Annotated in this window: 24 protein-coding genes; 10 read left to right on the top strand and 14 right to left on the bottom strand. The window is 68.1% G+C overall.

Features of this window, described 5'->3' with window-relative positions; genetic code table 11:
- Positions 1 to 19 precede the first annotated feature (19 nt).
- Positions 20 to 937 (bottom strand): LysR substrate-binding domain-containing protein, encoded by a 918-nt coding sequence (locus C8J24_RS02755; RefSeq protein ID WP_031395848.1) that lies wholly within the window; start codon positions 935 to 937, stop codon positions 20 to 22.
- Between the two features lie 151 nt (positions 938 to 1,088).
- Here C8J24_RS02755 and epsC point away from each other — a divergent pair, with 151 nt between their 5' ends.
- Positions 1,089 to 1,820, top strand: a complete 732-nt coding sequence (gene epsC, locus C8J24_RS02750; RefSeq protein WP_107930117.1) for a serine O-acetyltransferase EpsC — start codon at positions 1,089 to 1,091, stop codon at positions 1,818 to 1,820.
- Between the two features lie 9 nt (positions 1,821 to 1,829).
- Entirely contained in the window at positions 1,830 to 2,174 is a 345-nt protein-coding gene (locus C8J24_RS02745; protein ID WP_107930115.1) for a DUF2794 domain-containing protein, read from the top strand.
- 17 nt (positions 2,175 to 2,191) lie between these two features.
- Here C8J24_RS02745 and C8J24_RS02740 read toward each other — a convergent pair whose 3' ends face one another.
- The 9 genes from C8J24_RS02740 to C8J24_RS02700 form a co-directional block, all read right to left on the bottom strand.
- Positions 2,192 to 3,106, bottom strand: a complete 915-nt coding sequence (locus tag C8J24_RS02740; RefSeq protein WP_107930113.1) for an SDR family NAD(P)-dependent oxidoreductase — start codon at positions 3,104 to 3,106, stop codon at positions 2,192 to 2,194.
- A gap of 102 nt (positions 3,107 to 3,208) precedes the next feature.
- Positions 3,209 to 3,577, bottom strand: coding sequence for a hypothetical protein (locus C8J24_RS02735; RefSeq protein ID WP_031395852.1), 369 nt, complete (start codon positions 3,575 to 3,577; stop codon positions 3,209 to 3,211).
- 156 nt (positions 3,578 to 3,733) lie between these two features.
- Positions 3,734 to 4,426 (bottom strand): phosphate regulon transcriptional regulator PhoB, encoded by a 693-nt coding sequence (phoB, locus tag C8J24_RS02730; protein ID WP_031395853.1) that lies wholly within the window; start codon positions 4,424 to 4,426, stop codon positions 3,734 to 3,736.
- Positions 4,427 to 4,431: 5 nt separating this feature from the next.
- On the bottom strand, positions 4,432 to 5,115 hold the full coding sequence (gene phoU / locus C8J24_RS02725) for a phosphate signaling complex protein PhoU (RefSeq protein WP_031395854.1): 684 nt from the start codon (positions 5,113 to 5,115) through the stop codon (positions 4,432 to 4,434).
- 14 nt (positions 5,116 to 5,129) lie between these two features.
- Complete coding sequence (gene pstB / locus C8J24_RS02720) at positions 5,130 to 5,891, bottom strand: phosphate ABC transporter ATP-binding protein PstB (protein ID WP_031395855.1); 762 nt, start codon at positions 5,889 to 5,891, stop codon at positions 5,130 to 5,132.
- Positions 5,891 to 7,105, bottom strand: coding sequence for a phosphate ABC transporter permease PstA (gene pstA / locus C8J24_RS02715; protein ID WP_031395856.1), 1,215 nt, complete (start codon positions 7,103 to 7,105; stop codon positions 5,891 to 5,893). The genes pstB and pstA overlap by 1 nt, the downstream gene beginning before the upstream one ends.
- A gap of 88 nt (positions 7,106 to 7,193) precedes the next feature.
- Entirely contained in the window at positions 7,194 to 8,570 is a 1,377-nt protein-coding gene (gene pstC, locus C8J24_RS02710; RefSeq protein WP_031395857.1) for a phosphate ABC transporter permease subunit PstC, read from the bottom strand.
- Positions 8,571 to 8,619: 49 nt separating this feature from the next.
- Complete coding sequence (locus C8J24_RS02705) at positions 8,620 to 9,702, bottom strand: substrate-binding domain-containing protein (protein ID WP_107930110.1); 1,083 nt, start codon at positions 9,700 to 9,702, stop codon at positions 8,620 to 8,622.
- 46 nt (positions 9,703 to 9,748) lie between these two features.
- Positions 9,749 to 10,981, bottom strand: a complete 1,233-nt coding sequence (locus tag C8J24_RS02700) for an ATP-binding protein (RefSeq protein WP_056406039.1) — start codon at positions 10,979 to 10,981, stop codon at positions 9,749 to 9,751.
- Positions 10,982 to 11,123: 142 nt separating this feature from the next.
- Between C8J24_RS02700 and C8J24_RS02695 the strand changes: the two genes are divergently transcribed.
- The 4 genes from C8J24_RS02695 to C8J24_RS02680 all read left to right on the top strand — a co-directional run bounded on the left by C8J24_RS02695 (position 11,124) and on the right by C8J24_RS02680 (position 13,681).
- Positions 11,124 to 11,534, top strand: a complete 411-nt coding sequence (locus tag C8J24_RS02695; protein ID WP_031441639.1) for a hypothetical protein — start codon at positions 11,124 to 11,126, stop codon at positions 11,532 to 11,534.
- Positions 11,535 to 11,538: 4 nt separating this feature from the next.
- Positions 11,539 to 11,826, top strand: coding sequence for an HPr-rel-A system PqqD family peptide chaperone (locus C8J24_RS17780; RefSeq protein ID WP_244180366.1), 288 nt, complete (start codon positions 11,539 to 11,541; stop codon positions 11,824 to 11,826).
- Positions 11,823 to 12,683 (top strand): HprK-related kinase A, encoded by an 861-nt coding sequence (locus tag C8J24_RS02685; RefSeq protein ID WP_107930108.1) that lies wholly within the window; start codon positions 11,823 to 11,825, stop codon positions 12,681 to 12,683. Before C8J24_RS17780 ends, C8J24_RS02685 begins: the two co-directional genes overlap by 4 nt.
- 71 nt (positions 12,684 to 12,754) lie before the next feature.
- Complete coding sequence (locus C8J24_RS02680) at positions 12,755 to 13,681, top strand: nucleotidyltransferase domain-containing protein (protein ID WP_244180491.1); 927 nt, start codon at positions 12,755 to 12,757, stop codon at positions 13,679 to 13,681.
- Positions 13,682 to 13,697: 16 nt separating this feature from the next.
- Here the strand turns inward: C8J24_RS02680 and C8J24_RS02675 are convergent, their stop codons facing one another.
- Both C8J24_RS02675 and C8J24_RS02670 read right to left on the bottom strand, forming a co-directional pair.
- Positions 13,698 to 14,081 carry a hypothetical protein gene (locus C8J24_RS02675; RefSeq protein WP_244180364.1) on the bottom strand — a complete coding sequence of 128 codons (384 nt, stop codon included), beginning with the start codon at positions 14,079 to 14,081 and terminating at the stop codon, positions 13,698 to 13,700.
- Positions 14,078 to 14,797 carry an HAD hydrolase-like protein gene (locus tag C8J24_RS02670; protein WP_037527459.1) on the bottom strand — a complete coding sequence of 240 codons (720 nt, stop codon included), beginning with the start codon at positions 14,795 to 14,797 and terminating at the stop codon, positions 14,078 to 14,080. The genes C8J24_RS02675 and C8J24_RS02670 overlap by 4 nt, the downstream gene beginning before the upstream one ends.
- A 62-nt stretch (positions 14,798 to 14,859) precedes the next feature.
- Between C8J24_RS02670 and glmU the strand changes: the two genes are divergently transcribed.
- Together glmU and glmS are read left to right on the top strand one after the other, a co-directional pair.
- A complete protein-coding gene (gene glmU / locus C8J24_RS02665) occupies positions 14,860 to 16,230 on the top strand; it encodes a bifunctional UDP-N-acetylglucosamine diphosphorylase/glucosamine-1-phosphate N-acetyltransferase GlmU (RefSeq protein WP_244180362.1) in 1,371 nt (456 codons plus the stop codon).
- A 97-nt stretch (positions 16,231 to 16,327) separates the two neighbouring features.
- Entirely contained in the window at positions 16,328 to 18,151 is a 1,824-nt protein-coding gene (gene glmS / locus C8J24_RS02660; protein ID WP_107930104.1) for a glutamine--fructose-6-phosphate transaminase (isomerizing), read from the top strand.
- A 12-nt stretch (positions 18,152 to 18,163) separates the two neighbouring features.
- Here the strand turns inward: glmS and C8J24_RS02655 are convergent, their stop codons facing one another.
- The gene (locus C8J24_RS02655; protein ID WP_107930102.1) at positions 18,164 to 19,957 is read right to left on the bottom strand and encodes a putative bifunctional diguanylate cyclase/phosphodiesterase; all 1,794 of its coding nucleotides are present in this window, start codon (positions 19,955 to 19,957) and stop codon (positions 18,164 to 18,166) included.
- A gap of 147 nt (positions 19,958 to 20,104) precedes the next feature.
- On the opposite strand from C8J24_RS02655, the gene C8J24_RS02650 reads away from it, so the two are divergent.
- A complete protein-coding gene (locus C8J24_RS02650) occupies positions 20,105 to 21,031 on the top strand; it encodes an ROK family protein (protein ID WP_107930100.1) in 927 nt (308 codons plus the stop codon).
- Positions 21,032 to 21,119: 88 nt separating this feature from the next.
- Positions 21,120 to 22,955 (top strand): putative bifunctional diguanylate cyclase/phosphodiesterase, encoded by a 1,836-nt coding sequence (locus tag C8J24_RS02645; RefSeq protein WP_107930098.1) that lies wholly within the window; start codon positions 21,120 to 21,122, stop codon positions 22,953 to 22,955.
- 43 nt (positions 22,956 to 22,998) lie between these two features.
- Here C8J24_RS02645 and dinB read toward each other — a convergent pair whose 3' ends face one another.
- Positions 22,999 to 24,087 (bottom strand): DNA polymerase IV, encoded by a 1,089-nt coding sequence (dinB, locus tag C8J24_RS02640; RefSeq protein WP_107930096.1) that lies wholly within the window; start codon positions 24,085 to 24,087, stop codon positions 22,999 to 23,001.
- Between the last annotated feature and the right edge of the window lie 54 nt (positions 24,088 to 24,141).

The following is a 24,141-nucleotide window of genomic DNA, read 5'->3' as shown; positions in this document are numbered from 1 at the left end:
TGCGAGCCAGCGCGGCCGGTCAGCGGGCCTCGGCAAGCGCCTTGGCGAGCAACTGGAAATCCTTCTCGCGCGGCGAGGCCTTCCGCCACACCAGCGCGATCCGGCGAAACGCGTTCTCGGCGTCGAGCGGCAGCGCGGTGATCCCGGTATTTTCGAGGATCCCGGCGTTCAGCGCCATCTCAGGCAGCATCGTGATGCCCAGGCCGTTGTCGACCATCTGCACGATCGTGTGCAGCGACGTGCCCATCATCGTCGCCTCGGCACGGATCTCCGGCCGGTTGCACGCGGCGAGCGCATGATCCTTCAGGCAATGCCCGTCCTCGAGCAGCAACAGCCGAGTCTCGTCGATCGCCGAGGCGGGAATGGCGGAGGCGGGGATCGAGGTCCGGTCCGCGGGCACGTCCTCGGTCGGGAAGGCGACGAACAGCCGGTCGTCGAACAGGGGCTCGAACGCGACTTCGCCGCAGGCATAGGGCAGGGCGAGCAGCACACAGTCGGTGCGGCCGTTGTGCAGCCCCTCGCACGCCGCGCCGCTCGGTTCCTCGCGCAGGAACAGCTTGAGGTCGGGATAGTCGCGTCGCAGCCGGGGGAGTATGCGCGGGAGCATGAACGGCGCGATCGTCGGGATCACGCTCATCCGCATGTCGCCCGACAGCGGCCGGCCGGCGGCGCGCGCCATGTCGCCAAGTTCCTCCGCCTCGCGCAGCACGCGGCGCGCCTTGTCCGCGATCCGATCCCCCAGCGGGGTGAAGCGGACGACGCGGCGGGTGCGCTCGACGAGTACCACCCCGATCAGCGTCTCGAGTTCGCGCAGGCCTGCCGACAGCGTCGACTGGGTCACGAAACACGCCTCGGCAGCACGACCGAAATGGCCATGGTCCTTCAGCGCGACGAGATATTGCAGTTGCTTGAGCGTGGGGAGATAGGTTGCAGCCATTGATCGCCCATATCGATCGTGCACCCCCTTTTGTCCATGCCGGGTCGATAATGAGGCCGTCAGCGCAGGGCGTCCGCCGCGGCGTTGCCCCCGCCCGCTGGAAATCGCCCCTGTGAACGCCTAAATGAGCGGACCGCCAAGGGGAATGCGCATGTTCAGCCGGTTAGGGGCTTATCTCGACTCGATCCGGGCGCGTGACCCGGCGCCGCATTCTCGCGCGGAGATCATGCTCTACCCCGGCGTCTGGGCGCTGGGGATGCACCGCATCGCACACCGGCTGTATAGCGGTCAGAATTTCTTCCTCGCGCGGTGCGTCAATCATCTGTCGCGGTTCCTGACCGCGATCGACATCCATCCCGGCGCGACGATCGGCCGCAACTTCTTCATCGACCACGGCTTCGTCGTTATCGGCGAGACCTCGCTGATCGGCGACGACGTGACGATCTATCAATGCGTGACGCTGGGCGGGACGAGCCCTGACAATGGCGTTGCCGGCAAGCGCCACCCGACCATTTCGGACGGCGCGATCATCGGATCTGGCGCGCAGGTGCTCGGGCCGATCACGATCGGCCGCCGCTCGCGAGTCGGCGCGAATGCGGTCGTGACGCGCGACGTCCCCGAGGGCACGACCGTCGTCGGCATCCCGGCGCGCGCGACGACGGTAGAGGGCGGCGCCGCACCCGAGGCCCCGCGCTTCGTGCCCTATGGCACGCCGTGCACCGAGGCCTTTGACCCGGCCACGCAGAAGATGGAGATCATGCGCTGTGAGCTGGAGATGATGCGCAAGCGTCTGGATTCGCTGCTCGCCGATCAGGACCTGTCGACCGATCGCGACGGGCTCCGCCGCGGCCCGGTCGAACAGGATCTGCGCGATCGGGCCTGATCCGTCCTGATGAACAACGTCACGCCCTTTCCGACCCGCAATACCGCCCCCACCCAGATCGGCTTCGATCGGCTCGAACTGATGCGGATCCTCGACCTCTACGGACGCATGGTCGCGGCGGGACATTGGCGGGACTATGCGATCGATCTCGGCCGCGAGGCGGCGGTGTTCGCCTGTTTCCGCCGCGCGGCCGAGCGCCCCGAATTCCGGATCGAAAAACGCCCCGCGCTTCGCAACCGTCAGGGCATGTGGGCCCTGGTCGGCGAAGGTGGGGCGGTGATCAAGCGCGGCCATGGCCTCGGCCCGATCCTGGCCCCGGTCGAACGACGGCTGATGAAGCTCGTCGAAAGCTGAGCCCGCCGGCGCGGCGGTCAGCCGCGCTGGAGCTTCGCCAATATGGTCATCGCCTGGTCGGCGCCCGACTGCGGTACGATCTCGCCGTTGCGGTCGGTAATCGCCGCCCAGTTGGCGGCCACCCCTTCGACCGACAGATCGTCGCCCGACAGCAACGCGCCCGGCGTCAGCGTGACATAGGCGGCCTGGAACACGCCAGCGCCGGCGCCGAGGATCATGTTGGTCGGGGCATCCTCAGACACCAGGAAGACCGCGCCCGGCGCGACCTTGTCGGGTGAGAAGGCCTTGAATGCCTCTTCGGGAAAGATGTCCTGCGTCATCCGCGTGCCCGCGGTCGGCGCGATCGTGTTGACGCGGATGTTGTTCTTCGCCCCTTCGATCGCGAGCGTCTTGGTCAGGCCGGCAAGGCCGAGCTTGGCGGCGCCGTAGTTGGCCTGGCCGAAATTGCCGTACAGGCCGGTCGACGACGCGGTCATCAGGATGCGGCCGTAATTCTGCGCGCGCATCCCGTCCCAGACCGCCTTGGTCGCGTTGGCCGAGCCGTTCAGATGGACGTCGACGACGAAGTTGAAGTCGGCGGGCTCCATCTTGGCGAAGCTCTTGTCGCGCAGCACGCCGGCATTGTTGATAAGGATATGGACGCCGCCCCATTTTTCGGACGCACGCGCCACCATCTCGACCATCTGGTCATAGTCGGTGACGCTGCCGCCATTGGCGATCGCCTCGCCGCCCGTGGCCTCGATCTCCTCGACGACCTTCAGCGCTGCGTCAGACTGTCCCGTACCGTCGCGCGAGGCGCCCAGATCATTGACGACGACCTTCGCACCGCGCCGGGCCAGCTCGAGCGCATATTCGCGGCCGAGTCCGCCGCCTGCGCCGGTGACGATCGCAACGCGGCCAGCAAAACCGAAGGATCCAAAGCTGTCGGACATGGAAAAAGGCGCCCCTCTCTTATCGTGGAGCGCCTTTCCTAGAACGTAAAGCAGTCGGCGCAAGCCGCGGCGTTAGCCACGGCCCGCACCGATGGTAATCGCTTACTTACCGCCGCGGTTCTTGCAGCCGTCCTTGACGGTGCGCGAGCAGGTTGGATACTCGGCAGGCGCCGGGGTCGGCGGCGTCACCGTCGGCTGACCGAAGACGATGTTCGCACCACCGGGTGCAGCCATCGGAGCCTGGGGCGCTGCGGGCGGCGGCGGTGCCATTGCCGGATCGGCAGGGGCTGCAGGATCGGCCGCCATCGCCGGATCGGCGGGAGCGGCGGGATCTGCGGCTGGCGGTGCCATTGCCGGATCGGCGGGCGCGGTCTGGGCGGCCGGGTCTGCTGGCGGCATCGTCTGCGGCGCGGTCTGCGCGAGCACGGGCGAGGCGAGCAACGCTGCAGCGGCGAGAAGAATGGACTTCATGCGAATCTCCTGAATACTTGGAGCGCAAATTCATTAGCGCCACGGTTGAACGCACTAAAACCCGCTTGGGTCCTTCGTTTCGCGTCCGATTCTAACCGGCTTGTCTTGGTCCTGCACTAATGACGCGGTCGGCGACCGCTTGCAGCACCCCGACTTTCACCCGCCAGTATCAAGCGAATAGCCAGCCGAGCGCACCGTGCGGATGATGTCGGGACGTTCGCCGGTGTTGATCGCTTTCCGCAACCGCCGGATATGCACGTCGACGGTGCGCGATTCGATGTCCGAATCATGCCCCCACACCGCATCGAGCAGCCGTTCGCGCGAGAAGACCCAGCCGGGATGTTCGAGGAAATGCTTGAGCAGCCGGAACTCGGTCGGCCCGAGTGCGACGACCTCGCCCGAGCGGCGGACCTTGTGGCCGACGGTGTCCATCTCGATGTCGGCATAGCTCAGTGCCTCGCCGGCAAGCGCGGGGCGGACGCGGCGCAGCACCGCGCCGACGCGCGCGACCAGCTCGCGCGGCGAGAAGGGCTTGGTGACGTAATCGTCGGCACCGGTCTCGAGCCCGCGGACACGGTCTTCCTCTTCCCCACGCGCGGTCAGCATGATGATCGGCACGTTCTGCGTCTCGGGCGCACGACGCAGGCGGCGGCACACCTCGATCCCCGACAGGCCTTCGACCATCCAGTCGAGCAGGACGATATCGGGCACCTTCTCGCGTGCGAGCAGGAGTGCCTCCTCGCCATCGGGGGTGTGCGCGATCTCGAAATCCTCGCGCTTGAAATGCCAGACTAGCAGTTCGGCGAGCGCCGCGTCGTCCTCGACCAGCAGCATCCTTGCACGGGCCATGTCGATTACTCCTGTATGCCGCCGCGGTCGCGGTCGGCCATCTGGGTGCCGGTCGCGGCAAAATAGACCATCTCGGCGACGTTGGTCGCGTGGTCGCCGATCCGTTCGAGATTCTTCGCGACGAACAGCAGGTGCGCGACCTGGCTGATCGTCTTGGGATTTTCGACCATGTAGGTCACCAGCGTGCGAAAGATGCTGTCGTAGAAATCGTCGAGCGCGGCGTCGCTTTCGACGACGAGCATCGCCGCCTCGAAATCACGCGCCGCAAAGGCGTCGAGCACGTCATGCACCATCTCGCTCGCCATCCGGCCCATGGCGGGCAGGATCGAGATCGGATCGATCCGGTGCTCGCTCTCGATCATCGGTACGCGCTTGGCGATGTTCTTGGCATAATCGCCGATCCGCTCGACGACGCCCGCGATCTTCAGCGCGGCGACGACCTCGCGCAGGTCGATCGCCATCGGTGCGCGCAGTGCGATGATCTGCACCGCCAGCCGCTCGACCTCCGCCTCGATCGCGTCGATCTGCTTGTCCGCCGCGCGGACCTCGCGTGCGAGCGCGACGTCGTTACGCTGCAGCGCCTTCATCGCATTGGCGATCGCGTCCTCGGCGAGGCCACCCATCTGCGAGATGAGGCCGCGCAGGCGGCCGATCTCGTCGTCGAAGACCTTTACGGTATGCGTGTTCATCGATCCCGTCCCCATCAGCCGTAGCGGCCGGTGATGTAATCCTTGGTGCGTTCCTCGCGCGGATTGGTGAAGATGGCGGAGGTGTCGCCATATTCGACCAAGGTGCCGAGGTGGAAGAAGGCGGTGCGCTGGCTGACGCGCGCCGCCTGCTGCATGTTGTGCGTGACGATCACGATCGCATAGCGGCCGCGCAGCTCATGGATCAGCTCCTCGATCTTGGCGGTCGCGATCGGGTCGAGCGCGCTGCACGGCTCGTCCATCAGGATCACCTCGGGATCGACCGCGATCGCGCGCGCGATGCACAGCCGCTGCTGCTGACCGCCCGACAACGCGGTACCGCTGTCGGTCAGGCGATCCTTGACCTCGTCCCAGAGACCCGCACGCCGCAGCGACTTCTCGACGATCTGGTCGAGGTCGCTCTTGGCGCCCGCGAGCCCGTGGATGCGCGGGCCGTAAGCGACGTTCTCGTAGATCGACTTGGGGAAGGGGTTCGGCTTCTGAAACACCATGCCGACGCGGGCGCGCAGCTGGACCACGTCCATGTCGGGCGAATAGATGTCGTGGCCGTCGAGCTCGATCTTCCCCTCGACCCGCGCGCTGGCGACCGTGTCGTTCATGCGGTTGAGCGTGCGCAGGAAGGTCGACTTGCCGCAGCCCGACGGGCCGATGAACGCGGTGACATTGTCCATGTCGACGTCGATCGACACATTGTCGATCGCGCGTTTCTGCCCGTAATAGACGCTGACGTCGCGCGCGGTCATCTTGTGGTTGGTCATCACCAGCGGGTCTCGAATTTGTTGCGGAGGTAGATCGCGACGCCGTTCATCGCGAGCAGGAAGACGAGCAGGACGATGATCGCGGCCGAGGTCTTCTCGATGAAGCCGCGGCTGACCTGGTCGGACCACAGGAAGATCTGCACCGGCAGCACGGTCGCAGGGTCACGCAGCCCCGATGGCGGCGCGGCGATGAACGCGCGCATGCCGATCATCAGCAGCGGTGCGGTCTCGCCGAGTGCGCGCGCCATGCCGATGATCGTGCCGGTCAGGATGCCGGGCAGCGCGAGCGGCAGGACGTGGTGGAACACGACCTGCACCGGCGACGCGCCGATCCCGAGCGCTGCGTCGCGGATCGATGGCGGCACCGCCTTGATCGCGTTGCGCCCGGCGATCACGATTACCGGCATCGTCATCAGCGCGAGCGTCAGCCCGCCGACCAGCGGCGCCGATCGCGGCATGCCGAAGGTGCCGAGAAACACCGCAAGCCCGAGCAGCCCGAAGATGATCGAGGGCACCGCGGCAAGGTTGTTGATCGACACCTCGATCAGGTCGGTCCAGCGGTTCTTCGGGGCATATTCCTCGAGATAGAGCGCGGACAGCACGCCGATCGGGAAGGCGAGCAGCAATGTGACGATCATCGTCAGCAGCGAGCCCTTGAACGCGCCCCAGATGCCGACCCGCGTCGCGTCGGTCGAATCGGCGGTGGTCAGGAACGTCATGCTCAGCCCGCGCGTCAGCACGCCGCGCGCCTTGAGCCGGGCGACGACCGCCTCCGCCTCGGGCGGGCCGTCGCCCTTGGCGGCCATGTCGACCGGGCTGGCGACGGGCACCGCGATCACCGTCTTGCGCGACAGCAGACCGGGATCCGCCTTGAGCGCATCGCGCACGGTCACCCAGGCGCCGTCCGACAACAGGCCTTCGCCATCCTTGCCGAACGCGCGCGTCGCAGCGCTGTCGACCGCACCCTCGAGACCGGCGCTGGCGAGCGCGAGATCGGCGCCGCGGCTTGTCAGCCGTGCGGGTTCGATCGGCAGTGCGGCGGCGGCGAAATCGATCGGCAGCGCGACGCGCGTCTCGACGAACCCGCTCGCGCCCTGCCACAGCATCGACGACAGCAGGAAGGCGAGGAAGCCCGCGGAGAGCCAGACCGCGGCCAGCCCGGCGAGGCGGAACCGGCGCTCGGCGGCATAGCGGCGGCGGATGCGGCTCTGCATCGCCTTGGTGGTCCAGTCGGTCGGCACGCGCGCCGTGGCGGGCTTCGCCGAGGCCGTAGCGTCTGGCGTACCGATGAAGGGGGTGACGCTATTCATAGGCTTCGCGGTACCGTTTCACGACCGTCAGCGCGACGATGTTGAGGAGCAGGGTGACGACGAACAGCGTCAGCCCGAGCGCGAAGGCCGCGAGCGTCTTGGCGCTGTCGAACTCGGCCTCGCCGGTCAGCAGGTCGACGATCTGCTTGGTCACGGTCGTCGTGCTGGCGAACGGGTTGAGCGTCAGCGTCGCGACGCCGCTGGCCGCCATCACCACGATCATCGTCTCGCCGATTGCGCGGCTGACCGCGAGGAGGACACCGCCGACGACGCCGGGAAGTGCGGCGGGGAGCAGCACGCGGCGGATCGTCTCGGACGAGGTTGCGCCCATCGCGAGACTGCCGTCGCGCATCGACGAGGGGACCGCGGCGATCGAATCATCGGCCATCGACGACACGAACGGGATGATCATGATCCCCATCACGAGCCCGGCGGCGAGCGCGCTCTCCGACGAGGCCCAGCTGATCCCGATCCACACCGCGAAATCGCGCACCGCTGGCGCCACCGTCAGCGCGGCGAAATAGCCATAGACGACGGTCGGCACGCCCGCGAGCACCTCGAGGATCGGCTTCATCCATTTGCGCGTGGTCGGGGCGGCATATTGCGTGAGGTAGATCGCACTCATCAGCCCGAACGGGATCGCGACGATCATCGCGATCACCGCGCCGATGAAGAACGTCCCCCAGAACAGCGGCACCGCGCCGAGCGACGCCCCCGGATCGCGCGCGTCGACGACCTGCGGGCTCCAGTGCGTGCCGAACAGGAAGTCGGTGATCGGCACGATCGAGAAGAAGCGCGCGGATTCGTAGAGCAGCGAGGCGACGATGCCGACCGTGGTCAGGATCGCGATCAGCGACGCGCCGAGCAGCAGGATCATGACAATCCGCTCGACCCGCGTCCGCGCGCCGAAGCCCGGCCGCACGCGCAGGAACGCGAACGCGCCGCCGGCAAAGGTGAGCAGCAGCGCGAGCGCGGTCGCGATCCAGTCGTAGCGCGATTGCGCGGCGGCATAGACCGGTGACAGGACGCGCGCGAGCTCGTGGAACGCGCCGAAGCTTCGTCCCTCCGCCAGGCTGCGCGCCTCGGACAGGATCGAGGCACGGTCGAAGCCGGGCGGGGGCAGCTGCACCGCGGCGGGGCTGGCCAGCACGGTATCGGTGACGAGCGCGGGTGCGACCATCGACCAGCCAACCAGAAACAGCAGCGGCGGGATCGCGGTCCACAGCGCGACATACCAGCCGTGATGCGCGGGCAGCGAGCTGAACCGCGCGGTGTTGCCGACCCGGAACCGTGCGGCACGCATCCGTGCGCTCAGCCACGCGATCAGGCCGAGCCCGAGAACGAGGAAGAAGAGGGCGAGCGCCGACATCAGGCCGTCTCCGCCGGGTTGAGGGCGGGGATCGTGTTCCAGTAGTGCATCACGACAGTACCGCCGGGTCGAGAATCGTCTCGTTGGCGATGATCGCCGCCGACCGGGCCTGGACCGCGGGTGGCGCGGCGATCAGGCCGCGCTTCACCAGCGGTCCGGTCGCGCTCCAGTTGGCGGCATAGAGCTTCAGGAACGTCCGCAGGCCCGGGATCGCGCTCAGATGCGCCTTCTTCACATAGATGTAGAGCGGGCGTGACCCCGGATAACGATTGTCGGCGATCGTCGCATAGGTCGGCTGGACACCGGAGATCGCGACACCGTTCACGTCGTTCTTGTTCTCTTCGAGGTAGCTGTAGCCGAACACGCCGATCGCATTGGGGTTGGACTGGAGCTTCTGGACGATCAGATTGTCGTTCTCACCCGCATCGACATACATCCCGTCCTCGCGGACGCGGGTGCACAGCGCCTTGTGCGCATCGGGATCGGACTTGGCGAGCGGCTTGGCGGCGGGGTCGCTCGCTTCGCAGCCCTTGGTCAGGATCAGCTCGGCAAGCGCGTCGCGCGTGCCGCTGGTTGCGGGCGGGCCATAGACCTGGATCGGCACCGGCGGCAGCGCGGGGTTCACGTCGCGCCATACGCGCGCGGTGTTGGGCCGGCCGCCGGGGCTGGCGGCGAGCGCCTTGTACAGATCGGTCGGGGTAAGCTGCATCTTCGGGCCGTTCTTCGCCTCGGCAAAGGCGATGCCGTCGATCCCGACCTGGATTTCGAGGATCTGGCCGGCCCCGTTGGCGGCGCAGTCCTTATACTCGCTCGCCTTCATCCGCCGCGACGCATCCTCGATATCGGGATGGCCGGCGCCGATGCCTGCGCAGAACAGCTTCATCCCCGCGCCGGTGCCGGTCGATTCGATCACCGGTGCCTTGGCATCGGGATCGTTGGCGACGAGCTGTTCGGCGATCATCGTCGTAAAGGGGTAGACCGTCGACGATCCGACCGCGGTGATCTGATCACGCGAACCCGCGCCGCCGCCATTCGCCTGATCGACGCATCCGCCGATCAGCGTCGCGCCCGCCAGTGCCGTGACCGCCAGTCCTGAAATCGCCCCGAAACGCTGCACGTCAATTCCCGTCATGCCTGCCCGATAGCGCGGCTAGACCGGATCCTGTGTGACAGTCGCGTTACCGTTTGATGACACGCGACGAATTGGCGGGGCCGGCACCGGCCGGCGGCAGGATCACCGCGACCGTCGTGCCGACCCCGACCTGGCTCGCGATGTCGAGGCGTCCGCGATGCCGCTCGACGATATGCTTGACGATCGCCAGCCCCAGTCCGGTACCGCCGAGCGACCGGCTGCGCCCGGCATCGGCACGGTAGAATCGCTCGGTCAGTCGCGGGATGTGCACCGCGGCGATGCCGTCGCCCTCGTCGCGCACCGCCAGCCTGACCATGCCCGTCACGTCGCGCGCCAGGGTGATCGTCACCGGCGTCCCCGCGCGGCCATATTTCATCGCGTTGCCGACCAGATTGTGCAGCATCTGCGACAGCTGCACGCGGTCGCCCGACACCGGGGGGACGGCGGGTTCGATCGTCGCGACCAGATCGAGGCCGCGGTTGCCCGCGCCGTCGGCCAGTTCGGCCCGCACGTCGCCGACCAGAATGGCCAGGTCGATCGGCGTGTCGGGGACGCGGTATTTCTCCGCCTCGATCCGGCTGAGCGAGATCAGATCCTCGATCAGCCGCAGCATCCGCTTCGCCTCGTCGTCCATCACCTTGAGGAACCGTGCGCGGATTGCCGGATCCTCGCCCGCTTCCTCGCTCAGCGTCTCGATGAAGCCGAGGATCGAGGCGAGCGGCGTGCGCAGTTCGTGGCTTGCATTGGCGACGAAATCGACGCGCATCCGTTCGGCGGCGTAATTGCCGGTCTGGTCGATCAGATGGACGATGCGCTGCCCGTCGGACAATTCGCCGACGCGCATTTCCCAGCGCTGGTCGCGGGTGCCAAGGCCGACCAGCTCGATCGGCGGCGTCTCGCCCAGCGCGGCGGGGGACGACAGCGCTTCGGCCGCGGCGGGGTGGCGGATCGCGACGCGCGCATCGTCGCCGATGATGTGTTCACCGAGCAACGCGCGCGCGGCGCGGTTGGCGAGCACGACGCGGCCGTCGCGGACGAGCAGCACGGGCTCGACGATCAGGTCGAGCGTCTCGTCGAGGATCGCCGGATTGACCGGCGCGGGATCCGCGGCGGCGGGCGGCTCGTCCCCGGTTCCGGCAGCAACCAGCGCGGCGGCGATCCCGCCGACCAGCGCGACCAGCCCCGCCTGGATCGACGTGCCAATCGCGAACACCGCGATTGCGGCGCCGCCGGCCACGATGATCGCCCAAAAGGTGCGCAGTCCAAATCCGGTCAACATGCGCGCGTGTCTAGGCCATTCGCTGCCCCGCGCGCCAGCCCGTCCCGCAGCGGCACAGCGCGGGCCCCATCGCCCCCTCCAAAGCCCGGTTGCTTGCGCGAGGTTCATGATTGTGAAAGGGCATGATGCTAGCGGAGACCCGATGAGCGACGACACGCGCCCCGACACCGATCCGATCGAGACGACGCCGTCGCGCCGCCGCGTCCTGACGCTCGGCGCGGTCGGTGCCGCTGCGGTCGTGTCGATCCGTCCGGCGCTGGCGCAGACCGCGGGATCGGTGCTCAATTGCGACATTCCGGTGCCCGATGCGGGCCGCGCAGGTAGCTTCATCGATGCGCAGGGCAAGATCGTGCCATCGGGGACCAAGGGCGCTTTCGCGGGCGCCAGCCGGCCATTCAAGGGCGAGGAGGTCCGGCGCGTGCTCAACAGCGGCGGCCAGCTGCCCGGCACCGATTCCGAACGCAGCCGCGCCTATGTAAATTACATCCGCCGGTTGCAGCGCGGCCAGGGCGGCTTCACCTGCTTCGCCTCGTTGCAGATGCCGCGCGGCTGAGGCCGTGGACACAGCCGCACCGGGGGCGATCTACCGCGCCGACCCGCCGGGCGGGCTGGTCGTCGTGCCGCTCGACGCGTTCACCGCGGTCTATCACCGGCGATCGGGCATGACTCACCTGCTGACCGAGCCCGCGCCGCAGATCCTGGCGATCCTGGGCGACGCTGGGCTGTCGCTCGACGCGCTGCTCGACCGGCTGGCGGACGACTATGATCTCGCCGACGCCACAGCTTCGGCGCTGGCCGCGCGGCTCGACGAGCTCGTCGCCGCCGGGCTTGTCGCGACGTCGTGAGGCACGCCTTCGCGCTGCGGATCGGTCCGATCGGGTTCCGGATCGGATCGGACTGGCGCGCGCCGATCGATCAGCTGCGCAGTCTCTACCGCGATTATCCCGCGCCGCAGGACGGGGTGGCGGATTACACCGTCCGGCTCTTTGCACGTCGACCCTGGCGGCGGTGGCTTCGCCCGTCGGTCGAGATCGGCGGCGATTACATGCTGCCCGAGGCCGCGCCGCTGCCGCTGCGGCACGGGCTGCTGGCCGCCGAAATGGCGATGAACCTCCAGATGGCGCTCGGCGCACGCCGCCACCTGTTGCTCCATGCCTCTGCGGTCGAACGCGATGGCCGGGCGGTGCTGATGACCGGGGTATCGGGTGCGGGCAAATCAACACTGGCGACGTTGCTCGCAGTGCGGGGCTGGCGGTTCATGGGTGACGAATTCGCGCTGCTCGACCCCGCGACAGGGCTGCTCCACGCGTTTCCGCGGCTGATCAGCCTGAAGAATGCCGCGATCCTTGCGGCCGAGGCCGCCTGGCCAGACGCGCGGATGGGGCCGCTGATGGCGGCGACTCCGAAGGGCAATATCCGCCACATGGTCCCCGACGCCCGCGCGATCGCCGCGATGGATCAGCCGGCGGCCCCCGCCCTGCTGCTGTTTCCCCGCTACGGCGATGCGGCGGCGGTCCGGCAGGTGCCGCCCGCCGAGGCGTTCGTGCGCATGACCCAGGCCTCGACCAATTATGTCGCGCTCGGCGAGCCGGGATTCACCGCGATGACCCGCCTGATCGCTGATGTCCCCGCGGTCGCGATCGATTATCCCGACGGCGCCAGCGGGGTCGCGCAGGTCGAGGCGTTATGCGCAGCGCTGTGACAGACCTCCCGCCTACCGTGGCGGCGGACGCACGCCTGCTTGCCCGCGCGCTCGCCGATCCGGGACGCGTCATGGCGCTCGACGCGGAAGGCTGGACCAGCCTGCTGACGATCGCCCGGGCGGAACAGCTGATCGGGACGCTGGCGTTGCGCCTCGACGGCCTGCCGCTGCCGCACGCGGTCGAAGCGATCCTCGGCGATGCACGTGCCGCCGCGGAACAGGGCCGCCGCGCGGCGCTGTGGGAGGCGGAGATGGCGCGGCGTGCGCTTGCGCCGCTCGGCTGCCCGGTCGTGCTCCTCAAGGGGACGGCCTATGCCGCAGCGGGACTGATGGCGGGACAAGGCCGGTCGATCGGCGATCTCGACATCCTCGTGCCGCGGGCGGCGCTCGACCGGGTCGAGGCGGCGGTGCTCGGCGCGGGGTGGGAATGGGTGAAGCCCGATCCGTATGACGACGCCTATTACCGGCGCTGGATGCACGAACTGCCGCCGCTGATCCACCGCGAGCGCGACCGGATGATCGACGTCCATCACACGATCCTGCCGCTGACCGCGCGGGTCACGCCCGATCCCGCGCGGCTGATCGCGGACAGCGTCCCGCTCGGCAACGGCCTGCGCACGCTGTCGCCCAACGGCATGATCGTCCATGCCGCCGCGCATCTGTTCGCGGATGGCGACCTGGCGGGCGGCCTGCGCAATTTGTGGGACATTCGCTGTCTGGTCGAGGAGTTCGGCACCGAGGGGCTTGCAGAGAAGGCGGCGCGGCATGGTCTGCGCCTCCCCGTCGCGCGCGCGCTGCGCCTCGTCGACGGCCTGTTTGCCGGGGGGCGGACGTCGAGCAGCGACCGCCTCTATGTGCGGCGGCTGACCGCGCGCGACGGCTGGGGGCGGCCGACCCGCCCGGTCACGCGGCTGGCCTTCTACGTCCGGTCGCACGCGCTGCGGATGCCGCCGGCGATGCTCGCGCGGCATCTGTGGACGAAGTGGCGCAAGGCCTGAGCGCCCGCGCGGAGGATCAGTGCAGCGTGCGCAGCCGCGGCGGCCGTGTCCGCCGCACCATCGCGATGATCGCGACGACGACGGCGATCGCGATCGTGTCGACGATCCAGTCGCCAATGTCGCAGTCGCGGTGCAGCGACGGGATCGACTGCGCCACCTCGACCATCGCGCCGAGGAAGGACAGGCGTTCGAGCACCTTGCGTCCGCGCGCCGCGGGATAGGCGAACGACGCCAGCGCGGCGAGCGTCGCGAAGGCCAGCATGTGCTGGAACTTGTCGCCAAACTGGTCGATCGGCAGGTGCGGCGGCTTGGGGAGCAGCGCCATCGTCACGGCGAAGACGATCGCCAGCGCGAGTGCGATCTTGAAGAACCCGGTCAGGTCGCGGTCACGGCCGTTCACGCTGCGGTGCGCCGGGCGAGGTCGTCGAGCGCGGGGATCAGCGCATCGAACCCGTCGATCACCGCCTCTGCGCCAAGCTCGTCGACCGGCTGCATCAGAAAGCCGAAGCTGCACGCGATCGTCGGCAACCCTGCCGCCTGTCCCGCTTGGATATCGAAGATCGAATCGCCGACGAACGCCGCGCGGGGGGCGGCACCTTGCGCCCCGGCGCGCTTCGCGTCCGCCACCACGGCGCACTGGCGCACCATTTCGTGGATCGGCATCGGCGACGGCTTGCCCTCCGCCATGGTGTCGCCGCCGAGGATGCAGGCGAACCGGTCGGTCAGGCCGAGTTCGTCGAGCACGGTGCGCGCGAATCGTTCGATCTTGTTGGTGACGATCCCGATCGTGACACCGCGTGCCGCCAGCGCGTCGAGCGCCTCGATCACCCCGGGATAGGGCCGCGTCAGCACACAGATATGCGCCTCGTAATAGGCGAGCAGCGCGGCGTGCAGCCGGTCGAGCATCGCCTCGTCATAGCCGCCGGTCGCGGTCAGTCCTTGTTTCAGCATGTGCCGCGCGCCGCCGCCGATCATCGGCTTGACCTGTTCGACGCTCAGCGCCGGCCGGTTCGCAAGCGCGAGGGCATGATTGACCGCCGCGGTCAGGTCGCCGCTGGTGTCGAGCAGGGTGCCGTCGAGATCGAACCCGACGATATCGAATGAAAAATGCGTCATCGCCGTGATGCCTGCCAGCGCGGCTATGGAATTGGCAAGGCTTTCGTGGCAGCGGTCCTTCCATGACGACGCATATGCACGACCAGTCCATCGCGGTGATCATCCTGGCGGCCGGCAAGGGCACCCGGATGAAGTCCGACCTGCACAAGGTGCTGCACCCGATCGCGGGGCGGCCGATGCTGCACCATCTGGTCGCGAGCGCGGCGACGCTGCACCCCGCGCGCACCGTCGTGGTGACGGGTGCGGGGCGCGAGCAGGTCGAGCGTGCGGTCGCCCCGCTGGGGATCGCCACCGCGCTGCAGGCCGAACAGCTCGGCACCGGTCACGCCGTGGCACAGGCGCGCGCCGCGCTGGCCGGGTTCGAGGGCGATGTGCTCATTCTCTATGGCGACGTGCCGCTCGTCACCGCCGCGACGATGCAGCGGATGATCGACCGGTTGCACGGCGACGATTCGCCCGCGGCGGTCGTGCTCGGCTTCCGTCCCGCCGATCCCGGCGCCTATGGCCGCGTCATCGCCGATGCCGCCGGGCGGATCGACCGGATGGTCGAATATAAGGACGCGTCCGACGCCGAGCGGGCCGAGACACTGTGCAATTCAGGGCTGATGGCGGTCCATTCGCGCGACCTGTTCGCGTTGCTCGCGCGCGTCGGCAACGACAATGCGGCGGGCGAATATTATTTGCCCGACATCGTCATGCTCGCCGCCGCCGATGGCCGGGCCTCGGCGGTGATCGAGACGGGCGAAGGCGAAGTGGCGGGCGTCAACAGCCGCGGCGAGCTCGCCGCGGTCGAGGCGGCCTGGCAGGCGACGCGCCGTGCCGCCGCCATGGCGGACGGCGCGACGCTGATCGCGCCCGACACGGTCTGGTTCGCGCACGATACTCTGCTCGGGCGTGACGTGACGATCGAGCCGAACGTCGTGTTCGGCCCCGGCGTTCGCGTCGCGGATGGCGCCGTCATCCATGCCTTCAGCCATGTCGAGGGCGCGGTGATCGGCGAGAAGGCGGATGTCGGCCCGTTCGCGCGCCTCCGGCCCGGCGCGGATCTCGGCGCCGGATCACGCGTCGGCAATTTCGTCGAGGTGAAGAAGGCGACGATCGGCGTCGGCGCGAAGGTCAATCATCTGAGCTATATCGGGGATGCCGAGATCGGCGCGCGCGCGAACATCGGCGCGGGCACGATCACCTGCAACTACGACGGCTATTTCAAATACCGTACCGTCGTCGGCGAGGACGCGTTCATCGGCTCGAACTCAGCACTGGTCGCGCCGGTGACCGTCGGCCGCGGCGCGATCGTCGCGGCGGGGTCGGTGCTCACGCGCGACGTCGACGCCGACGCACTCGCGCTCGTCCGTCCGCCCCAGGTCGACAAGCCCGGCTGGGCGGCGCGGTTCCGCGAAAAGATGGTGGCCCGCAAAGCTGCCAGACGGTGAACTCCCGCGCGACCGATCGCGCGCGATACCCGAACCGGACCAGGATCACGCGGAGCGTGTCGCACGCCTCGCTCGACAAGACGAATGGATAGATAGCATGTGTGGCATCGTGGGAATCCTGAGCAATGATGCGGTTGCCGAGCGGTTGCTCGACGGTCTCAAGCGGCTCGAATATCGCGGCTATGACTCGGCCGGCATCGCGACCGATCATGACGGCGCGATCGAGCGCCGCCGCGCATCGGGCAAGCTGGTCAACCTGGCGAACGAGCTCGCCGCGCATCCGCTGCCGGGCAGGACCGGGATCGCGCACACGCGCTGGGCGACGCATGGCGGACCGACCACCAACAACGCGCATCCACACGCGACCGGCGAGGTCGCGGTCGTCCACAACGGCATCATCGAGAATTTCAAACCGCTGCGCGACGAACTGATCGCGCGCGGCCGGACCTTCACCAGCGAGACCGACACCGAAGTCGTCGCGCACCTGATCAGCGAGAAGGTCGAGGCCGGCAGCGATCCGATCTCGGCGGTGCGCGAGATCCTGCCGCGGCTGCACGGCGCGTTCGCGTTAGCGATCCTCTTCCGCCAGCATCCCGACCTGCTGATCGGCGCGCGGCTCGGCTCGCCGCTGGTCGTCGGCCACGGCGAGGGCGAGATGTTCCTCGGCTCCGACGCGCTCGCGCTCGCGCCGTTGACTCAGCGTATCGCCTATCTCGACGAGGGCGACTGGGTCGTGCTGACGCGCGACGGTGCGCAGGTCTATGACCGCGACAACGCGCCCGTCGAGCGTGCGATCACGCTGTCGGGGATCACCGGTGAAGTGATCTCGAAGGGCAACCACAAGCATTACATGCTCAAGGAGATCTACGAGCAGCCGATCGTCGTCGCGCAGACGCTGCGTTCGTATCTGAAGCGGATGGAGGGCGAGGTTTCGCTGCCGATCCCCGAATTCAACCTGTCGACCATCAAGCGCGTCACGATCGTCGCGTGCGGGACGAGCTTCTATGCGGGCATGGTCGCCAAATACTGGTTCGAGCAGTTCGCGCGCGTGCCCGTCGACCTCGATGTCGCGTCCGAGTTCCGCTACCGCGCGCCGGTGATGGAGGAGGGCGGCCTCGCGCTGTTCATCTCGCAGTCGGGCGAGACCGCGGACACCCTGGCCGCGCTGCGCCATGCCAAGGCCGAAGGGCAGAAGATCGCGGTCGTCGTCAACGTGCCGACCAGCAGCATGGCGCGCGAGGCGGACCTGTTGCTGCCGACGCATGCCGGCCCCGAGATCGGCGTCGCGTCGACCAAGGCGTTCACCTGCCAGCTTGCGGTGCTCGCGGCGCTTGCAGCCAATCTGGCGCGCGCGAAAGGCCTGCTGACTCGCGAGCAGGAGCGCGAGATCGTCCGTCACCTCGCCGAGGCACCAGCCGCGCTCAACGGCGCGCTGGCGTATGACGAGGCGATCGAGGCGATGGCGCACACCGTCGCGGGCGCGCGCGACGTGCTGTATCTGGGGCGCGGGACGGATTACCCGCTCGCGCTCGAGGGGGCGCTGAAGCTGAAGGAAATCAGCTATATCCATGCCGAGGGCTATGCCGCGGGCGAGATGAAGCACGGCCCGATCGCGCTGATCGACGAGCATGTGCCGGTCATCGTCATCGCACCGTCGGGGCCGCTGTTCGACAAGACCGTCAGCAACATGCAGGAGGTGATGGCGCGCGGCGGCAAGGTCGTGCTGATCAGCGACTATGACGGCATCCAGGCGGCGGGCGAGGGCTGCATGGCGACGATCACCATGCCCAAGGTCCACCCGCTGATCGCGCCTCTGGTCTATGCGGTTCCGGTCCAGCTGCTCGCCTATCACGTCGCGGTGCTCAAGGGGACCGACGTCGATCAGCCGCGCAACCTAGCGAAGTCGGTCACCGTCGAATAAGGGCGCCGCGGCTCAGGCCGCCTCGCGGTGGGGCAATGGCGGCATCTGGTCGTCGCCGTTGAACCGCGCGATCCAGGGCAGGACGTCCTGCGCTTCGAGCGGGCGGGCGAAGACATAGCCCTGTGCCTCGTCGCACGCCATCCGCGTCAGCGTGTCGACCGCGCCGACGGTCTCCACGCCCTCGGCGACCACGCGGAAACCGAGCTTCTTCGACAGCGAGATCATCGTCGCGATCACCGTCCGGCTGCGGGCGTCGTCGGTGTCGAGCGGGTCAACGAACGACTTGTCGATCTTGACCACGCTCGCGGGCAGCGTCTGGAGATAGGCCAGGCTGCTGTGGCCGGTCCCGAAATCGTCGATCGCAACGCGGACCCCGGTCGCCGCAAGCGCCTCGAGCCTGGCGAGCGACTGCGCCGAATTCTCCATCATCGCGCTTTCGGTCACCTCGACCTCGAGCATGTCGGGCGCGACATTGTGCGCGTCGAGCGCCGCGGCGATTGCCGCGACGAGTCCGTCCTCGTCGAGATTGGTCGCCGAGATGTTGATCGACAGAGGCAGCGAGACGCCACACGCCTGCCACGCCGCCAGCTGACGCAGGGCGGTGTCGAGGACGAATGCGGTGGTCGGCTTGGCCAGCGTGGTCCGTTCGACGATCGGGATGAACTCCGCGGGCGATACGTCGCCCAGCGTCGGGTCGTTCCAGCGCAGCAACGCTTCCGCCCCGACGCAGCGACGTGATCCGAGGTCGATCCGCGGCTGATAGACCAGGCGGAGCGACGCGCCGTCCTCCAGCGCGGTGCCGAACGCGCTGAGCAGCACGATATTGCGCCGGTATTCGGAATCGTTCGACGTCGCATAGACGCTGATCAGGCTGTCCTTGGCCTGCGCATCCTGTGCGGCGCTGTGGGCGGCGCGCAGGATTTCCTGCGACCGGATCGCGCCCAGCGTCACGGGGACGATCCCGGCCGCCATCGTCGTCACGAACCGCGCGATCGAGCCCGCAGCACTGACCGCGAGCCCCGCGCTCACCACGTCGAGATAGCCTGGCATGGTCGCACCAGGCGCGGACAGGAAGGCAAACTGGGTCGCGGCCACGTGATAGAGCGTTCGCGCGGATCCCAGTTGCTCGCGCAAGGTCCGCGCCGATTCCTTGACCAGCGTTTCGATATAGCCGGCGCCCATCACCCGGATCAGCGCATTCAGCTGGTCGGCGCGCGCGAGGTCGAGCAGCACGACGAAACGCTGCTCGCCGGGCGTGTCGCGCGCCAGGTCGTCGAGATCTTCCAGAAACCGGAAGCGGTTGGGCAGTGCGCTGACCGGATCGACCCGCCCGACCGCATGCTGGAGGTCGATTTGCGCCATGACCATCGCCGCAAGGTCGGTCAGCGCGGCAAGCTCCTCGGGCGAGGCGGTTCGGGGTTCGGCGCCCAGCACGCAGAGCGACCCGAGCCCATGGCCCTCCCGCGTGATCAGCGGCGCACCCGCATAGAAACGGATGCCGGACTGCGCGAGCGGGCTGTTGGCGTAAAAACCGTCAGCCGCCAGGTCGGGTATCACCAGACCCTGCGTCGTCTCGGCGACCTCCGCGCACGGGGCCTTGGCCCGCGCGATGTGGTCGTGCGTGATCCCGACGCGCGATTTGAACCATTGCCGGTCGCTATCGGTCAGCGAGATTGCGGCGATCGGCAGCCCAAAGATTTGGCCCGCCATCCGGGTGATGCGATCGAAGCTTTCGCTGGCGCTGGTGTCGAGCAGGCGCAATTGGCGCAATGCATCAAGCCGTGCCGCCTCTTCATACGCCCGCATTTGTCTGCTCCAGTCGCCAGCATTATGCGCAACGAGTCGACTTGCGCGATAGACTTATGTTGTTAACATGGAGTAAATCACAGCAACTTGACGGATCTGCCCCGCCGGACGAATTGCTGCAGCCAAAGCATTGGTTTGGGGACAGGGATGAGCGAAATACCATTGGTGGCCGGGATCGAACTTGGCGGGACCAAGTGCATCTGTATCCTGGCGCGAGGGCCCGATGCGATCGAGGAAATCGTACGAATTCCGACAACTCGCCCCGATGAGACGCTTGCCGCGATCGAAGCCGTGCTCGACCGCTGGAGCGGTTTCGTCGCGATCGGAATTGCGAGCTTCGGCCCGGTCGGGATCGATCGGCGCGGCGGGGATTACGGCCATATCACCTCGACGCCCAAGCCCGGTTGGGCGGGGACCGACGTCGCCGGGCGCCTGCAGCGTCGCTATGCGGTGCCGACCGGCTTCCATACCGACGTGGTCGGCGCGGCGCTGGCCGAGGCGCGCTGGGGTGCGGCGCAGGGCCTTGCGGACATCGCCTATGTGACGGTCGGCACCGGGGTCGGCGCGGGGCTGATCGCGGGGCATCGACCGGTCGACGGCCTGATGCATTCGGAACTCGGGCATATCCGGCCGGTCCGAATGCCGGGCGACGACTGGATCGGCAGTTGCCCGTTTCACGGCGCCTGCCTCGAGGGGCTCGTGTCGGGCCCGGCGATCGCCGCGCGGCTCGGCCATCCCGCCGATGAGGCCCCCGCCGATCATCCGGTCTGGACGGGCGTCGCGGAGGCGCTTGGCCAGTTGTGCCACACGCTCGTGCTCACCGGGATTCCGCGCAGGATCGTCATCGGTGGCGGGGTAATGGGCGCCGGCCATCTGTTTCCGCGGGTCCGTGCCGCGCTGACGCGCAGTCTCGGGGGGTATATCGCATTGCCCGAGCCGACGCTGGTCGATACGTTCGTCGTACCGCCGGCACTCGGCGGCAATGCCGGCCCGCTCGGCGCGATTATCCTTGGTGGCCAAGCGCTTGGTGACTCGGTCGGAGGGTCGGGAAGCTCGGCCTTCATGTCATATTAATTACAGATGCCTACCCACCGGGCCGCGCGATAAGGCCTGGAAAACCGCCTATACGGGCGGGGTCAGGTATCGCGAGGAACGGTGTCCGATGCGTATTCTGATTGTCGACGACGAACCCGGAGTTCATGACGACTACGCCCGTGCGATTCTCGGGACGGAACCAGCGGCGGCTGACCCGCAGGCCGACGCATTTTCGATAACCTCCGTCGGGACCGGCATCGACGCGATCGCCGCGGTCGAATCCGCCATCGCCGAGCCCGCGCCGTTCGCGGTCGCCTTCCTCGATCTGCAGATGGCGTCGGGGCTCGACGTCTGCGAGACGGCGCGCCGGATCCGTGAACTGGACCCCGACATCAATTTCGTGATCGTCACCGCGCTCGACGGTGCCTCGCTCGCCGGGATCGCCAAAGTGGCCGGGCCGGTCGACAAGGTCTTCCATATCGCCAAGCCGTTCGTCGGCGCCGAGTTGCGCCAGACCGCGCTGGCACTGACACAGCGCTGGCAGTTCGACCATGACTGCAACGCGGTGCGTGCAGCGCTCGTGCGGCAGGTGGCGCAGCTCGAGGTCCGGGCTGCCGAGCTGGCGGCCAATGAAAGCCGTGCGATCCATCTGGCGACGCATGATTCGCTGACCGACGCGCCCAATCGGCTGGCGTTCCTCCGCGCGCTTGCCGAACGCACCCGCGCGGACGGGTGGTTCGCGACGGTGATGATCGATCTCGACCGGTTCAAGCTGGTCAACGACACGCTGGGGCACCTTGCCGGCGACGCGCTGATCCGCGAGATCTGCGCGATCCTCGGCCGGTCCTCGCCCGAGGGTGCGCTGGTCGCGCGGCTTGGCGGCGACGAATTCGGCGTGTTGTTCAGCACCGCGGACGAGACCAGCGCCCTGCTCGCCTGCGAACGGATGATCGCGGCCTGTTCGGTCAGCCTCCAGGTCTTTGGCAGTTCCGTCCAGGGCGGCGCCTCGGCCGGGCTGGTCGTGACGCATGGCGGGCAGGGGAGCGACCCGGTCGACGTCATGCGGCGGGCCGATCTCGCGCTCAACGATGCCAAAAGAAGCGGTCGACGCATGGCGCGCGTGTTCGACGAGAGCATGGACGAGGATATCCGCTTTCGCCGGCGCGTGGAAAGCGGGCTCGGCGAAGCGATCGCGAACAACGAGCTCAGCCTGGTGTTCCAGCCGATCGTGTCGCGCGAATCGATCGAGGTGGTCGGGTTCGAGGCGCTGCTGCGCTGGAACACCATGGCTTACGGCCCGATCAGCCCGGGCCTGTTCATGCCGATCGCGGAGGAATCGAACCTCATCCACGATCTGGGCGACTGGGTGCTGCGCAATGCGCTCGCTGTCCTGACGCAGTGGCCGGGGCAGTATGTCTCGGTCAATTTCAGCCCGCGACAGTTCCGGCGCCACCATTTCGTCGACTATGTCAGCGAGAGCGTGCGCCGTGCCGGGGTCGATCCCAGCCGGTTGCAGATCGAGATCACCGAGACTGCGATCTTCGACGATGCCGAGCGCGCGGCAGAGACGCTGGGCGCGCTGCGCCGCATGGGCTTCCGCATCGCGCTCGACGATTTCGGGACGGGCTATTCGAGCCTGCACAACATCCGCACCTTCGCGCTCGACTGCCTGAAGATCGACCGCAGCTTCATCGAGGGGATGGGCCGCGAGCGCGAAAGCGCGGCGATCGTCCATTCGATCATCAGTCTGGGCCGCGCGCTCGGCATCGGGGTCATCGCCGAAGGGGTGGAGACCGAGGCGCAGGTCCAGGCCTTGCGCTTGGCGGGGGCAAGCCACCTCCAGGGCTTCTTCTTCTCGCACCCGGTGCCCGCGGCGATGGCCCGGACCATGGCGGAGACGCGCGCCATCGGCGGTGATCCCGCCGCCGCGCCCCGCGCCATGGCGACCCCGCAGACCTTCTGACCGCGCCGTCACGGAGCGGGCGGCGGGTCAGAGCAGGGGCGGGTCAGAGCAGGATTGGCTGCGCGTCGTCCGTGTCGTCGCCGACCAGGCCCGACAGCGTCAGCCCGAGCAGCCGGACGCCCTGCGGTACCGGAAGCTGCGCCATCAGCAGGTCCAGTCCGGCGGCGACGAACGCGGCCTTGTCGACCACCGCGCCACTCGACGAGCGGGCGCGCGTGATCGTCCGGAAATCGGCATGGCGTAGTTTGAGCGTGACCGTCCGCCCGCGCGTGTCGTGCCGTTCGATCCGGACCCACGCCGCATCGGCGACGCGGTGCAACGCCTCGCGCAGCGCTGCCGGATCGCTCAGATTGGTCTCGAACGTCCGCTCCGCCCCGACCGACTTGGCGGCACGGTTGACGCGCACCGGGCGGTGATCGATCCCGCGCGCCGCCCCGTAGAGATAGTCCGCATAGCTGCCGAAATGCGCCTGGAGGAACGCCAGCGGGCGTTCGAGCAGATCGGCACCGGTCAGGATGCCGAGCTGTTCCATGCGCTTGGCGGTGACCGGGCCGACGCCGTGGAACCGCTTGACCGGCAATGACGCGACGAACGCGGCACCGCGTTTCGGCGTTATGACGCAGATCCCGTCGGGCTTGTTCTGGTCCGACGCCAGCTTGGCGATAAACTTGTTGTAGCTGACCCCGGCGGAGGCGGTCAGCCCGGTATCGGCCTTGATCCGCGCGCGGATCTCCTCGGCGATCGCCTGCGCCGATCCGACTCCGCGGATATCGGCGGTAACGTCCAGATACGCCTCGTCGAGCGACAGCGGTTCGACGAGCGGGGTGAAGTACGCGAAGATCGCGCGGATCTGGTCGGACACCGCGCGGTACACGTCGAAGCGCGGCGGCACGAAGACGAGGTCGGGGCAGCGCCTGAGCGCGGTGACCGACGGCATCGCGCTGTGCACCCCGAAGGTACGCGCCTCATAGCTCGCGGCAGCGACCACCCCGCGCGCACGCGAACCACCCACTGCGACCGGCCGTCCCTTCAGCGTAGGGTCGTCGCGCTGTTCGACCGAGGCATAGAAGGCGTCCATGTCGACATGGATGATCTTGCGCTGCACCGGCGGCGGGGTAGGAGAAGCGGCCATCTGCACCGCAGATAGGTTCTGACGATGCGCGGAAACAGAGCGTCGTTACGGCGT

Origin of the sequence: Sphingomonas aerolata (assembly GCF_003046295.1) — a bacterium.
Taxonomy (GTDB): Bacteria; Pseudomonadota; Alphaproteobacteria; order Sphingomonadales; family Sphingomonadaceae; genus Sphingomonas; species Sphingomonas aerolata.
Note: the sequence above shows the minus strand (reverse complement) of the source record. Positions and strands in the feature narration are given on the sequence as shown.